Source organism: Thiohalocapsa halophila, from assembly GCF_016583825.1.
GTDB lineage: Bacteria > Pseudomonadota > Gammaproteobacteria > Chromatiales > Chromatiaceae > Thiohalocapsa > Thiohalocapsa halophila.
The window spans coordinates 1-14175 of sequence record NZ_NRRV01000024.1; the positions used below are offsets into that span (position 1 = coordinate 1).

A 14175-nucleotide genomic window follows, 5' to 3' on the forward strand; every position below is an offset into this window, starting at 1 on the left:
GACGCCTTCGATTGGGTGTTGGCGTATCGGGAGATCCTGCCGGAGTGGGCGCAGACCATCGCCGTGTCCAAGACCGTGCAGACGGTGCTGAAAACCCAAGGCCTCTCGCGCGCAGCACCGGCGCAGGCTCGGGCGGAACTCGCCGCGCTGGAACCGCTCGCGGCCCCGGTGGCCGACTTCAGCACGCGCCTGCTGGAGCAGGTCGAGCAGGAAGCGGCCAAGCTGCCCGCAGGCGCCACCTGGCTGGCCTCCTCGGACATCATCGAATCCGTCTTCGGCCACTACAAGACCTTCACCGCCCGTGGCCCGCTCAAGGAGGTCGGTCGACTGGTGCTGCTGATCCCGGCCTTCCTCTCGGACTTGAGCGCTGCGACCATCCACGATGCGATGACCTCGGTGCGCGGCATCGACGTCGAGCAGTGGGTCGAGAACAACATCGGGCTTTCCATGCTCGCGCGACGGCGGCGGGCCTTCAGGCCTGACACGAAAACTGCATGAACGGATTGGGCGTCAGACACGGTAAAGTGAACAACCTACCCCGAGGCCCATGCCGATCTGAGCCAACGGCTCGAGCAACGCTACAAGACCTTTCCCCATGCCATTATCTATGGCGCCTTCGATCGCGCGTGCGTGGTCACACATGGCAACGCCAGGCTCGGTTTCGACGCCAGCGAGCGCGAATACTGTCAGCGGCTGCAGGCCGATCCCGAGCTCGATAGCCTGGTGACGCGTGGCTTTCGCGCCAATGTCGGCCCGGTGAATGTGACCCATGCACGCGCCCTACGGGATGAAGACGGGCGCTTTCTCGGCATGGTCGCCATTGCCCTGGATCTCGAGTTCTTCAGTCAATGGTTGGCCCGCGTGGGCACGGGTCGCGTCGATTCCCTGGCGATCGAGGACGACCAACAGATGCTGCTGGCGCGCTACCCGCCGTTCCCGCAGGCGATCGGGCAACTGTTCGACGACCCAAACATGAATGACTTCTTCGCCTCCGACGAACGGTTTCGGGTCCACCCCCCCGCGCGCTCTCCGCTGGACCAGAAACACCGCTACTGGGGCACACGGAAGGTCGAGGGGACCCCCTATACGATCATCCTCGGCATCGATCGCGCCAACTGGTTGGCGGACTGGTATCGTCTGGCCTGGCTGGCGGTGTCGGGCTGGACCCTGATCATGGTGCTGGGGTTTATTGCGCTGCGTAACTACCTGCGTTTGCTCGAAGGGCGCAGCGCGTTGCAGCAGCAGGCGCGCACGGACCCCTTGACCGGGATCGCCAACCGTTCCTACTTCACCGCGCTGGCGGAACGCGAGATCGCCCGGGCGCAGCGCACTCAGGGCTGGATCGCGTTGCTGTTGCTCGATGTCGATCGCTTCAAGACCATCAATGATACCCATGGTCACCATGTCGGCGATCGCGCCCTCAAGACCTTTGCCGCCTGCTGCAGCCGTGTCACCCGCGCAGAGGACGTCGTTGGCCGCTGGGGCGGTGATGAGTTCGTCGTGCTTATCAGCCAAGATCAAACAGCGGCGCTTGGCCTCGCCGAACGCCTGCTGAAGGAGATCCGGACGGCCAAGGTCCTCAACGATCAGGGCGAGCCTCTGAGCCTGAATGCCAGTATTGGACTCGCCTGCTCGCGCGCCGATCACTCCCTGGACTTGGAGGCCTTGCTGCATCAGGCCGATCTGGCCATGCTGAAGATGAAGCGAAGCGGGCGCGGACGGATTGGAACCCCGCCAGCATCAGGCGCCGACCCGGCCGATTAAACTGCCACACGAGCAACCCGTCGCCGAGATGGTCGCGGAGATGACCGAGCCCCGGGGCATTCCAGTCATGCGCCGCATCGGCCTTGGCTCGACCCGGCTGACGCTCGAAGCGCTCAAGCGCGGCGAGATCGATCTCTACCCCGAATACACGGGCACTGGGTCGGCGATGCTCGAACTTGCGCCAACCCCCGACGCAGAGAGCGCCATGCCCCTGGTGCGCGAGCGGTTTGCGCCCTTGGGGCTGTCTTGGAGTGACGCGCTCGGTTTTGACAACGGCTATGGATTGGCGATGCTGCGCGAGCGCGCGGATCTACTCGACATCTCCTCCTACTCCGACCTCGCGCAGCACTCAGCTCGCCTTCGGCTTGGCGTCGACAACGAGTTCCGCCCCCGCCCCATTGATGGGTTACAGCCCTTGCTGCGACGCTACGGTATGACCTTTGCCGAGATCGCAGAGGTGCCTGTTGTCGATCGCGGCGAGCTTTTCGAGCAGGTGCTCGACGGTCGCATCGATGTCGTGCTGGTCCATGAGACCGATGGCCAGATCGATGCGTTCGACCTGCTGTTGCTCGACGATGATCTCGGCTTCTTCCCGACCTATGATGCCGCGCTGCTCTATCGCGATGCAGCCACCACTGCCCATCCCGCCTTGAGCGGCGTGCTCGATCAGCTCGCCGGCGCGCTGAGCATCGAGCAGATACGCGCTCTGAGCCGACGCGTCAGCCTGCGCGGTGAAGACCCGCGCCAAGTCGCGCTCGACGAGCTGGTCCGCTTCGCGCTGATAGATGGCGAGGCCACCGAGCCCAAGCGCCAAGCCTTGGAGCTCGCTGTGTCGCTCTCGGCCAACGCCGATGGTGAGGCGAGCAAGGTGCTGCGCGCGCTGCGGCGTTCATTTCCGGCCCGCAACGTGCAACTGCTGCGCTCACCCGATCCGCTCGGCGCCGTCGAGCAGGGCAGCGCGCATCTGGCGCTGGTCAGCGCACCGGCCTTTTTCGCGCCCGGCGGGGTCGATCCGGAAACCGGCCCGCCACCACTGCGGCCGGGCGTCGAAGCCGTCGCCTTGGTCGGAACCAGCTATCTACAAGCCTTCGCCCTTGACGCCGAGATCAGCCGGCTCGAACAAGCCTCGTTCATCGCGACCGGCCCAGAGGGCTCAAGCGGCTATCGCGCCGCGCAATCCATTATCGACGGCCTCGGGCTCTCCTCCGAGTTGTTGCCAGTGGAGGGCGATACGCCTGACGCCTTGGCCGAGGCACTGGTCGAGAGCGCGGCTGACGCCACTATCCTGATGCAGCCATCGGCATTTCTACCGCGCTCGCCCTGCTTGAGCGTAGCTTACCGCTGATCGCGATTGACAACTGGAGCCAAGGCAACAACCGCATCGTGTTTCCCTACCTGCAGCCGGCGCGATTAACCCCCGCAGATTACGCGCCCTTCTTCTCCGGTATCGTCGATGACGGGTTGGCGACATCCAGGTTCCCCGCGCCGAGCGAGACGTTGGTGACGCAACTGCTGATTGCCGGACCCGCACCGATAGGCACCACGGGTGTCGGCAACCAAGGCCCTGGCGCGACCTTCATCCCTAAATTGAGCAGTTGACACCATCGATCCTTGCGAGAACGGCATCGAAGCACCCGTCGAACCCAGACTGTAACCAAAGGATCGACCGTTATGCGATTTCCTATCATTTCTGTTCGCTTCTTGTCTTTGCTTCTGTTCCTGTCCTTCTTCATTTCCCTCTCCCTATCGGCTTCCGCGCAATCGAACACCGACACGGCCGCGTCCGACGCCGACCCCATCGAAGGCACGGCGAGCACCGAAGGACCGCAGGCGACACCGGAAGCGATGCGGCCGGAGCAGGACGCAGACCGCTTGACCTTCGACCCGGCGGACATCGGGCTGCCCGCCCTGCCCCGCCCGATGATGTCGGCCGAGGACTTCAGCCAGACGGTGACATTGATCGACAGCCGACTGGCCGACCTGGAGGCGGAGGCGGAGCGGGCCGATGCCGCGGACGACGGCCCAAGGGAGGGACTGGCCGACGGCCTGGATGAAGACCCGGATGCGGAACGGGCCGGCGCGGATGCGGGAAAGGCCCCGGCGGACGAGGCCGCGCGCACCGGGCGCATCGAACGACTGCGCTCGCTGCGGGCCACCGTGCAGCGTCGCGCACTGCTGAAGCAGCGCCTGGGCAGGCTCGAGGACGACCTGGCCGAACACCGCGAACAGCTCACCGCCATCGAGCAGAACGACGACGACGCGGACTCCGCGAAGGGCCTCGGCATCGAGCCACCCTACACCGTCTCCCAGCTCGACCGGCAACAGGCCGAACTGGGCCTGACGGAGGCCGCCGAGGCGGTGGCCGAGACCCGGCTGGAGACGGCCACACGGCGTCTGAGCGCGAGCGAGAAGGCACTTGCGGCGGCCGTCCGCGCAAGGCGCGCGGCCCGTGATCGCCTCACCGCCGCCAGCGATGAGGGGCGCCCCGAGGCCGAGCGCGAGGCGCTGGCACAGTCCCTGGAGCTCGCCAGACTGCAAGAGTTGCTCGCACGTCAACAAGCGGCCGCCGCCGAGGACGCGCTGACCCTGGCGCGCCAGGAGGACCGGCTCTCAGAGGCCCGGCAGGAGCTGTTGCAAGCCCGTGTGGAGTTCCTGGAATCGCGTGCCCAGCTGTCGCCGGAGATGCTCGAGCAGCGCTTGGAGGAGCTCGATGACGCCGAGCGGCGCATGCGCGATCAGATCGACACCCTGCTCGGCCAGGCCGGCGAGACCGAATCCGCCCTCTTCCAGGCCCAGCGCCGTCTGGCCGACGCGCGGCAGAACAGGGCTGACGACGCGGGCCCAGAGACCGGCCCAGAGACGGATAGGGCCGCGCTGGCGGAATGGGTGGCCGCTCGCCAGAGCGAGCTCGACGCCATCAACTCCGCGGTGGACTCACTGACCGTGGCCATCGCGGACATCGACCAGATGCGACGGCGCTGGCAGCAGCGCTTCGAACTGATGCAGTCGCCCGACACCGAGCATGCGGCCGAGCAGCTACGCGAGATCATCAACGCGGCGACGACGGCGCGTGCCGGCAAGGACGAGATCGAGGGCCGCCTCAACGCACTGCGCACCATGCAGCTGACCCAGGCGCGACGACTGCGCGAACCCGACCTCGGCCAAGACCTGCGCGAGGCCCTGGAGGCACGCACCGCGGCCCAGGAGCTCGCGGAACGCCATGGGCGTGAGCTGCTGGAGACCCGGGACGCGCTGATCGCCCTGCTGGTCAGCATGCGGCATCAACTCCAGCAGCACGTGGACAACGAGCCGCTCAGCCTGCAGCTGCTCGAGGCCCAGGAGGCCCTGGTCGATTGGTGGGACGCCGAGCTGATCGTCATCAACGACCAGAGCATCACCGCCGGCGAGCTGGTGACCGCGCTGGCCATGTTCGCCCTCGTGCTCATCGTGGTGCCGTTGATCCGGCTCGGCGCGGGCCGCGCCTTGCGGCGACGCAGGGTAAAGGACCGCAACACGCAGGCGGGCGATCTGCGCCTGGTGCTGTCGGCCATCGCCGGCAACACCAGCCAGCTCTTCGTGCTGATCGCGGCCTTCTACGTGGCCATGGTCTTCTCCGGGCTGGCGAGCCCGACAGTGCGCAGTTGGCTCTGGACGGCGCTGGTCATCGCCTTCTATGCCCAACTCGGGCTCTGGGCCAACGCCGCCATGGTCGACTACTTCAACCGTCGGCGCACCCGCCAGGAGATGCGCGACCCCTCGACGGTGACCGGCTATGGCGTGCTGATGTTCTTCATCCGCATCGGCATCTGGATCAGCGTGCTGGTCTCTTTGCTGACCTACTTCGAGTATCCGGTCGCCGGGCTCATCGGCGCCCTCGGCGTCGGCAGCTTGGCCGTGGCCTTTGCGGTGCAGAACATCCTCGGCGACGTCTTCAGCTCCATGGCCATCATCCTCGACAAGCCGTTCCGGGTCGGGGATTTCATCAAGGCCGGCGACACCCTCGGCACGATCGAGCTGATCGGGGTCAAGACCACCCGCATCCGCAGCCTGTCCGGTGAGCAGGTGGTGATCTCCAACAGCGACCTGCTCAACAGCCGTGTCCACAACTTCAAGCACTTCTCGGAGCGCCGAATCACCTTCGGCATCCGCGTCGTCTACTGGACGTCGCCGGAACAGATCGAGCACATCCCGCAGATGATCCGCAAGGCCATCGAGCGCCAACCGCGAACCCGCTTCGACCGTGCCCACTTCGCGCGGCTCGGCGAGTCCTCCCTGGAGTTCGATGTCGTCTACTACGTGCTGACCCCGGACTATGGCGTCTACATGGACATCCAGCAGGCCGTGAACCGCGAGCTGCATCGCCGTTTCCAGGAGTCCGGCATCGCGTTCGCCTACCCGACCCAGGCGGTCATCGTCCATGGCGGCCCGCATCCAATCCAAGCCTGGGCGGATGCCCGCTAGGGCCATCCGCCACCGCGGTCGCGGGGGTCACCACTGGTAGCCCATCTTCAGGCGCAGGGTCTCGTCGGTGGTCTTGGCCCCCTCGGCGGGGCTGCTGTCGTAGTCGACCTCGTACTCGATGCTGCTGACGAAGCCACCGACCAGCGGAATCCGCAGGCCAGCCCATGAATTCCAGATATCCAGGCTGTCCCCGCTGATCGTGGTGAAGCCCATGCCGTTGAGGTACAGCTGGACGCGATCGCCGAGGAGGTCCTGCTCATAGTCCATGAACAGGCCGGGCCCCCAGTGGTCGAGGTCGTTTTGGTCGTAGTAGTCCTCGCGGATGTGCACGGGACCTAGCTCGACGCTCAGCCGCGTATCCTCACTCTCCTGGAGTTGGTACCCGAGACCGGGTCCGATGATGGTGCGCAGGCGCAGGTCGGCGAAGCGGTCGTGCCGGAAGCGCAGCCAGACGGCGCCGTACCAGGCGGTGTGCGGCAAGCGGCGGATGTACTTGTTGCGCAGGCTCCACTGCTCGGTGGTCTTGGTCCCGCGTGTGGTGTCGTAGTCGAGTTGGCCGAAGCTCTCGAACTCGTCCCAGCGCCGTCGGTACGACAGATTGAAGTCCAGATCGAGCTCGGTGCTCGTGGAGTTGCCCCGGGAATCCTGCAAGCCGGCATTGACGGCACCCGAGAGCCGATGCCCCCGACCGAGCTCCCAGGGCTCCGGGTTGACCACCTCCACCCGCTCCGCCGCCACCGTCATCGGTGCGTCGGCGTCCGGTGCCTGGAGGCGTAACCGGCCCTGATCGCGCCTCATGGCCGCGACTTCGACCACCTTGTTATCTTCCAGCAGCACGGTGGCGGGCTCGTCCAGACGACACTCCCGAACCTCCTCCCAGTCGATGGACAGGGTCCCGGCGTAGTGGGTCTCGAGCTGCAGCTGACCATCCTCCTGCCTGAGCACGGTTCCCGTGAGCCGGTCTCCGTTGTGCAGGATAACCACATCGGCCGTGGCGGTGGCCGTGAGCAGGCCGAGGACGAGCCCAGGGGGCGCCAGCCGGACAGGGTGGCGCGAAAGGGTAAGCTTCATGGGTGGCCGGTCGGTCGTCGGATGGCTTCTATCGAAGTATCCGGATGCGCTGAACGCCCGCAAGCCCGATGGACTCGCGCGCCGGGCGGTTCCCTCAAGGCTTTCCGGCGCCCGGCGCATGTCGGGATGTCGCGCCCAAGGTCTCGCGCGACCCGACCATTTGGCCTATGCTTGGGCGTATGTCACGTTCTTCTCTTCAGGAGCGACCTCCTATGCAGCCTGAGCGTCATGTGCGCCTCTTTCGCAATGGCCGCAATCAGGCCTTGCGCATCCCGCGTGAGTTAGAGCTGGATGCCGACGAGGCAATTGTCCGCAAAGACGGCGACCGTTTGATCGTCGAACCGGTCCGGCGCCGACCCGATCTGGCCACGCTGCTCGCCGGATGGGAGCCACTCGACGAGGTCCTCCCCGACGTGGACGAAGGTCTGCCGCCACTGGACGACATCCGACTTTAGCGACCGTGACGAACGTCTTGGGCCTTCGCTACCTGCTCGACACCAATATCCTCTCCGCACTGATCCGCCAACCTCAAGGACCGGTGGCTGCCGCACTTGCCAGGCGCGGCTACGGTACAGTTTGCACCAGCATAGTCGTGGCCGCCGAGCTGCGCTTCGGTGCCCGCAAGCTCGGCTCCAAGGCATTGACCGACAAGGTCGATGACCTTTTGGCCTCGCTACCGGTCCTCTCCCTCGACGCCGGGACCGATCACACCTACGCCGAGATCCGACTTCAGCTGGAGCAAGCCGGCACGCCCATCGGTCCCAACGACCTGTTGATCGCAGCTCATGCGTTGGAGTCCGGCCTCACCCTGGTTACCGACAACGCCGGGGAATTCGGTCGGGTCGCAGGACTACAGGTGGAAAACTGGCTGGACAGCCCGGAATCCACGCCGTGACGACTCGCTCTTGTAGGGACGGCACGTACGGGCGTACCGTATGCGGGACATCAGGGAGTTGTTATCCGCGGGCAAGACAGAGAACGATAGCTACCTCGGGGACGGGGAGCAATTCCGGCTTACCCCGCATCGCGCACGTTGCGGGTAGGACCAGGACCTTCTGCAATGGGTCGCGTACTGCCTCCGAGCGTCAGCTGGAGTAGCGACCGCAATCCGTCACACAACTGACTGCCGGACGTGGACCACTGATCGGCAGGATTCGGCCACAAGCAGCCCCTCAAGAGCAGCGCTGACAGCCGCCAAACGACCGATCGATTATTGGGCAATCTGGGAAACAGGGTATTTATGTTCGCGATACCCTCGGATGGCCTTACCGCAAAAGAACGAAGAGCGCGCACCCAGGAGACGAATCGGAATATCGAGAAAGGCAGCTCCGCGCCAGTGAATGCCCGAGCGTCCCCAGAGAGCCGGGCGAGTCAGGTTAAAGCCACAGCAAGACGAACATCAATGCCACACTGACCAGGGATGCGATGACTGTTCTGATCGCGTTCCATCTGACCCAGCGGGCTTCGAAGTCGCGCCGGGCTGATGCCAGTGCATCGTCATCCATTGCGTCGGCATCCAGCTTTTGGAGCGCGTTGTTCAGGGGCACATTGATCCTGAACGTGGGCACCTGGACGCCAACGACGTAGATGAGCGCGCTGGCGACAAGGAAAACCCGCTCGATGCCGTCAAGTTGCAGGGCGCCCATCACCGCCGACAGCAGCAGAGCCACAGTAGAGCCTATCCAGACCAGGCCGAAGGCGGGCTGGCCGGCCTGGATGACGCCGTCGATCACCTGAAACCCTCGGATAAATGCTTGATCCTCCAGCTTTCCGAGCCCGGGCATCACCACTATCGTGAAGGCCAAGGCGAAACCCGCTGTTAAAGCACAGAGTAAGGTCGCCAGAATCAAGGCAAGTTCCAGTACACTCATGATGCACTTTCCGATTCGATGTGGTTTGAAGTTGCGGAGACGTTCGCGCTTTGCGCGGTTGCAACACCTGCACCTGTATCACGACACGCTCTCACGCCGCGGCCTTCCAGATCTCGGTTGCGGCGATCTCTCTGGCGTAGTCAGCAAAGTCCTTGGGCTCCCGACCGAGGGCACGCTGCACACCGTCTGTCAGGTAGGCATTGCGCCCGTCTAGCACGGTCGCGAACAAATAGTCGAGCATCCACAGGACATCCTGGGGGGCACCGGCGTCGGCGACGCCTTGCACAAAGGCATCGTGCGTTACCGGCCTGTACTGGATTGTCCGGCCGGTCGCTTGCGAGAGTTCTGCCGCGACCTCGGCCAGGGTCAGTAGCCGTGGCCCTGTCACTTCATAGAGCTCGCCGGCGTGACCTGGCTGGGTCAACGCAACGACCGCGACTGCTGCAATATCATCGACATCAACAAAGGGCTCCGGCGTTGATACGTCGGGCAGGGTGATCTGCCCGGCCTGCACCATGTCGATAAACGCCCCTTCCGAGAAGTTCTGGTTGAACCAGCTCGCGCGAACGATGGTCCAGTCGATGCCGCTGTGCTGGATAATCGCCTCGCAGGCCTGGGCTTCCGCTTCGCCGCGACCCGATAGCAGTACCAGGTGCTTCACATCAGCCGATCGTGCCCGGCGGACCAGTTCGCTGATCGTGTCGGTCGCGCCAGGCATCGCCAGATCGGGTGCATAGTTGATGTAGATCTTGGTTACGCCCTCGAGACATTCGTCCCAGTTCGCGGCGTTGTTCCAGTCAAAGGCGGGCGAAGCCGATCGCGAGCCCGGCCGCACGGGGACGCCCAGGGTCTTCAGTGATGAGACGATACGGCGACCTGTTTTGCCGGTGGCGCCCAGGACGAGGACGAGGTCATTGCTGTTGGCGATGTTGGTTTGCGTGGTCATGTGGTTGCTCCCAGAGGTTGGTGAACGTGCGAGCACATGATCGTGCGCCAGCGGGTTTCCTTCTTTGCCGGTGCTGCCAACGTTTTGGCCAAGTGCGCCAGGACTAACCTGTGGTCTACGTTGTCCGGGGTTTCGAATGAGCCAGCTCACCTCGCTCTATGTCTATAAGGTCGTCGGCCAGGCGAGCCCCGGCGTTGACACCGCGGACCTTGTCAGACAGCTTGGCCTTGACCCGGAGGGTCCGATCGATCCGGCCCGCATGGTGTCGTCGGCTGCGTACTACGACTTCTTTGCCGCACTGGCCGACCGAGATCCCAATGGTCTCGCGCTCCCGCTCCGTATCGGTGCGGCCATGCGCAGCGACGAGTACGGCGCCTTTGGTCTCGCCTGGAAATCGGCGCCGACGCTGCGTGGCTCCTTCGCGAGATCAGAGCGGTATGGCCATGTTCTTGGAGCCGCAGAGACCTACTCGCTTGAGAGCACCGCCGACGGTTTGTTCTTTAACCTTGAAAAGGCTGGCGATGGCCGGACGGGCATGCTGCTGTCGAACGAAGCCAGCCTGTCGGCCGTCGACACGATCAGCAGAGAGGTGAGCACAAGGGCCTTCGTGCCTCTGGCGGTCCATTTCAAGCATGCACCGAGAGGCGATGTCTCTGTTTATGAAGCACATTTCGGCTGTCCGGTTCACTTTGAATCCGGGCGCGATGCGCTCTTGGTCAGTGAGGCGAGTATCGATGCGCCAAATCGACTCGGTGACGAGACGATCGCTCGATTTTTTGATCGCCATCTCGCGCAGCAACTGGCGTCGCTCACACAAGAGCGTCACCTCGAGTTTCGGGTACGGCGCGCCGTTGCGACTGTACTCAGTGAAGGGGTGCCCACGGTTTCGTCCGTCGCCTCGGAGCTCGCGATGAGTGCCCGAACGCTGCAGCGGCGGCTCTCTGAGCAGGGGCATTCGTTTCAGACTGTGATCGACATGGCGCGAAAGGACCTTGCCCAACAGTTGCTCGCTGAAACTGACTACAGTCTTGCCGAAGTCGCCTTCCTGACGGGTTTCGCCGAACAAAGCGGCTTCACAAGGGCTTTCAAGCGCTGGGCAGGCCAGACGCCCCGCTCCTATCGATTGGGTGCCCGCACGCCTCCCGCGGGGACCTGAAGCCTGAGGAGTATCCGGCGGCCGAGATCTCCAAGGATGTGTCGAGCGAGCCAGGGGTACTTCAAGGCTGCAGAACCAATCGCCTGGTCGAAAAAAACTCAGCTCGTCGCGATGGGTGCGAACTGAACGGGCGTTGACGCGGGACTGTCCGCCGCGGAAGTGTTCAGCACCATGGCGCACTGATGACTCTCATCAACGCTCCACGGCGGGAACGCTGAATTCCGCCCCGCCGCCGTTCGGCTCGGGTTGAGGTTAGCGTTATGGCCGGTTTGGGTCGTTTGCGGGTACCACTCCGTGGCCCGCGAACGCCCGCTTCTTACGCTTGACCGGACGTTCACACCTTCCTACACCAATATCACCCGGTGCCGAGCGCCATCTCCGAACAATCGGGCACAGACACGGAATCCACCAAGTGCTTCCTGCGCCTGCGCTTCGCGCGCGCACCGCACGAGATCTTTGCCTGCGCCTATCTCGACACCCGCAACCGTTTGATCGAGCTGGCCGAGCTGTTCCGCGGCACCATCGACGGCTGCTCGGTCCACCCGCGCGTGGTTGCGCAGCACGCGCTCACGGTGGGCGCAGGCGCCTGCATCCTGGTACACAACCATCCCAGCGGCGACCCGACGCCCAGTATGGCGGACATCCGCATCACGCAGCGGATCAAACCTGCACGTGCCCCAGTCGGATAAGCTCGCCCACCCGCCGAGCACAGCCGTGAGCGTTCAAGCCGCCGCCACCCCGGCGCCGGGCCACGCACCGCCTAGGGTTCAGGGCTGCGGTGCCGAGCACCAGCTTGCCCTGCTGGAGCAGCGCATCGAGGGCGAGCTGGCCGGCTGGGGCGTGCGGGTGGGCATCGAGGTCACGCCGCCCGAAATCGAGCGCCTGTTCGAATCCGGCACCAGTCTGCATGTGGATGACGGCACGCGGACGACGGCCGAGCGCAAGAAGCGCTTCCAGATGGCCCAGTGGGTCAACCCGGACCGGGCCGAGATGTTCTTCGCGCGGTGCGTGGTCTTCGTCGAGGGCGAGACGGAGCCGGTGCTGATCCCGTTCCTGGCGGACAAGCTCGGCCGTCTGGATCCCGAGGTATCCGTCATCGACTGTGGCTCGAAGCACAATCTGCCGCTGTACGTTGCCATCGCGGAAGCCTTTCGGATCCCGCATGTGGTGATACATGACGATGACCCCCTGCCCGACCCGATCCCGGACGACTGCCCGGACGACAGGCGCAAGGCCAACCAACGGACCTTCGACATCAACGCGACCATCGCCGACGCGGTGAAGGCGCCGGTGGGACGGGTCTGCGTGCTCGGGCCTGATCTGGAGAAGGCGGCGGGCGTCGCGAAGTCGCAAGGAGACAAGAAGGGCAAAGCGCTGGCCGCGCTGGACCACTTCGAAGGTATCGACGTGCCGGGCCTGCCGCAGTGCATGGTGGACGTCGTCGAGCACGCCTACGGGAGCTGGGGCGAAGAGTAACGACGCATTACCGGCAGGAAACGGGGCGATGACGGTGACCGCGAGGGCCTTCCGCAAGCCGGATCGGCGGGTGCTACACTGTTACCCATGTTTTCTTCCCATCAGACATAGGCATGCAGACCGTCAACGTCAGCGGGCTCAAGAACAACCCCAGCGAGGCGCTGCGCAAGGCCCGCGAGGACCTGGTGCTGGTGCTCAATCGCGATCAGCCGGACGCGCTGATGGTCGGCGTGGAGCTGGCCGGCGTGCTGGACGCCAAAGGCGTGCGTCCGGCCTTGGCGACGGCCCTGTTTCGCGATGGTCACCTCTCCTTGGCCCGTGGTGCGCATCTGGCCGGGATGCCGGTCGGCGACTTTGCCACGCACCTGTCCCGACTCGGTATTCCGGTGATCGACCTCGGCGCCGACGAGGTGGAGCGCGACCTCGACGACCTGGATGCATGGCTCGCCTCGTCCTGACGGACGCCAGCCCGTTGATCGGCCTGTCACGCGTCGACGGCCTCGGCTGGCTCGAGTCGTTGTTCGGTGTAGTCTGGCTGCCGCCACGGGTGCGCGATGAGGTGCTGCCGGGCCTCGGTCGCGACGACGAGCGGATGATCGCGGCGGGACTGAACGCAGGCTGGCTGAAGGTGCACACGGAGGTGCCGACGGCGCCGCCGCTGCCGGACCTCGACGAGGGCGAGGCAGCCTGCATCCGCATCGCCGTGGCGCAGCCAGAGCCCTGTCTGCTGCTGATGGACGAGCGCACCGGCCGGGCCATCGCCGCCGAGCACGGCCTGCGGGTGGCTGGCACCGCTGCGGTCATCGGCCTGGCGCGTCAGCGCGGCCTGATCCCGTCGGCGCGTGAGGTGTTCGTCAGGCTGCATGCATCCGATTTCCGTCTCGCACCGACCGTCATCAAGGCCGTGTTGCGGCGGGTTGGTGAGTGATGTCAATCCCGCCCGATGGGGCGCTTCACCTTGTCGTCGCGGCAGAGGGTTTCACCGCGGAGACGCGGCGAGCGTAGACCAGAGACACGACGAGGGTTTGCCCATGGGCTTGTTCCTGCGGCTGCTGGAGGACGAGGACAAGGGCGCGGCGCTGCTGGAGATGGTGCGCGCGGTGGCGGCCGGCGAGCCGGATCGGCGGGTGTTCGAGGTCCCGCCGGCGTCGTTCGAGCAGGTGCCGGGGGCGCCGTTTGCGTATTGGGTGGGTGAGAGTACGCGCCGCCTTTTTGTCACCCTCCCGCCTTTCGAAAGCTCCGGTCGTAATGTTGCTGGGGGTATGAAGTCTGGGGAAGATCAAGGATTTCTCAGGCTCTGGTGGGAAATCTCATTGCAGGGTAAGCGATATAGACCTTTCGCGAAAGGCGGGCGTACTCGCCATTCTACGCAGAGATTCATCTCGCTATCCATTGGCTGAACGGAGGCGAGCAAAGTCGAGCATTTTACC

Annotated in this window: 15 protein-coding genes; 12 read left to right on the forward strand and 3 right to left on the reverse strand. The window is 64.8% G+C overall.

All coding sequences use genetic code 11. The features are described from left to right. From CKO31_RS11370 to CKO31_RS11385, 4 genes are all read left to right on the forward strand, one after another. Window positions 1–498, forward strand: a 498-nt coding sequence (locus tag CKO31_RS11370; RefSeq protein WP_207147997.1) for a hypothetical protein, incomplete at its 5' end; no start/stop codon positions are given. Between the two features lie 132 nt (window positions 499–630). Next, window positions 631–1764, forward strand: a complete 1134-nt coding sequence (locus CKO31_RS27505; RefSeq protein ID WP_200237264.1) for a sensor domain-containing diguanylate cyclase — start codon at window positions 631–633, stop codon at window positions 1762–1764. Further along, entirely contained in the window at window positions 1724–3109 is a 1386-nt protein-coding gene (locus CKO31_RS11380) for a glycine betaine ABC transporter substrate-binding protein (RefSeq protein WP_274607738.1), read from the forward strand. The genes CKO31_RS27505 and CKO31_RS11380 overlap by 41 nt, the downstream gene beginning before the upstream one ends. A 326-nt stretch (window positions 3110–3435) precedes the next feature. Then, window positions 3436–6225 (forward strand): mechanosensitive ion channel domain-containing protein, encoded by a 2790-nt coding sequence (locus tag CKO31_RS11385; protein ID WP_200237268.1) that lies wholly within the window; start codon window positions 3436–3438, stop codon window positions 6223–6225. 27 nt (window positions 6226–6252) lie between these two features. Here CKO31_RS11385 and CKO31_RS11390 read toward each other — a convergent pair whose 3' ends face one another. Next, window positions 6253–7296 (reverse strand): DUF481 domain-containing protein, encoded by a 1044-nt coding sequence (locus tag CKO31_RS11390; RefSeq protein ID WP_200237271.1) that lies wholly within the window; start codon window positions 7294–7296, stop codon window positions 6253–6255. Window positions 7297–7508: 212 nt separating this feature from the next. On the opposite strand from CKO31_RS11390, the gene CKO31_RS11395 reads away from it, so the two are divergent. Beyond that, window positions 7509–7751 (forward strand): antitoxin, encoded by a 243-nt coding sequence (locus tag CKO31_RS11395; protein WP_200237273.1) that lies wholly within the window; start codon window positions 7509–7511, stop codon window positions 7749–7751. 5 nt (window positions 7752–7756) lie between these two features. Next, a complete protein-coding gene (locus CKO31_RS11400) occupies window positions 7757–8191 on the forward strand; it encodes a type II toxin-antitoxin system VapC family toxin (RefSeq protein WP_322789128.1) in 435 nt (144 codons plus the stop codon). Between the two features lie 481 nt (window positions 8192–8672). On the opposite strand, the gene CKO31_RS11405 is transcribed toward CKO31_RS11400, so the two are convergent. Then, complete coding sequence (locus CKO31_RS11405) at window positions 8673–9167, reverse strand: anthrone oxygenase family protein (RefSeq protein ID WP_200237277.1); 495 nt, start codon at window positions 9165–9167, stop codon at window positions 8673–8675. Between the two features lie 91 nt (window positions 9168–9258). Next, window positions 9259–10113 (reverse strand): NmrA family NAD(P)-binding protein, encoded by an 855-nt coding sequence (locus CKO31_RS11410; RefSeq protein WP_200237279.1) that lies wholly within the window; start codon window positions 10111–10113, stop codon window positions 9259–9261. A 136-nt stretch (window positions 10114–10249) separates the two neighbouring features. On the opposite strand from CKO31_RS11410, the gene CKO31_RS11415 reads away from it, so the two are divergent. From CKO31_RS11415 to CKO31_RS11440, 6 genes are all read left to right on the forward strand, one after another. Beyond that, window positions 10250–11269 carry an AraC family transcriptional regulator gene (locus CKO31_RS11415; RefSeq protein ID WP_200237281.1) on the forward strand — a complete coding sequence of 340 codons (1020 nt, stop codon included), beginning with the start codon at window positions 10250–10252 and terminating at the stop codon, window positions 11267–11269. 362 nt (window positions 11270–11631) lie between these two features. After that, window positions 11632–11958 carry a JAB domain-containing protein gene (locus CKO31_RS11420; RefSeq protein ID WP_200237283.1) on the forward strand — a complete coding sequence of 109 codons (327 nt, stop codon included), beginning with the start codon at window positions 11632–11634 and terminating at the stop codon, window positions 11956–11958. A 25-nt stretch (window positions 11959–11983) separates the two neighbouring features. Beyond that, window positions 11984–12745, forward strand: a complete 762-nt coding sequence (locus CKO31_RS27510) for an ATP-dependent nuclease (RefSeq protein ID WP_200237285.1) — start codon at window positions 11984–11986, stop codon at window positions 12743–12745. Window positions 12746–12858: 113 nt separating this feature from the next. After that, window positions 12859–13203, forward strand: coding sequence for a UPF0175 family protein (locus CKO31_RS11430; RefSeq protein ID WP_200237287.1), 345 nt, complete (start codon window positions 12859–12861; stop codon window positions 13201–13203). Beyond that, a complete protein-coding gene (locus CKO31_RS11435) occupies window positions 13185–13673 on the forward strand; it encodes a PIN domain-containing protein (protein ID WP_200237289.1) in 489 nt (162 codons plus the stop codon). The genes CKO31_RS11430 and CKO31_RS11435 overlap by 19 nt, the downstream gene beginning before the upstream one ends. Before the next feature lie 103 nt (window positions 13674–13776). Beyond that, on the forward strand, window positions 13777–14145 hold the full coding sequence (locus CKO31_RS11440) for a hypothetical protein (protein ID WP_200237291.1): 369 nt from the start codon (window positions 13777–13779) through the stop codon (window positions 14143–14145). The last annotated feature ends 30 nt before the right edge of the window (window positions 14146–14175 follow it).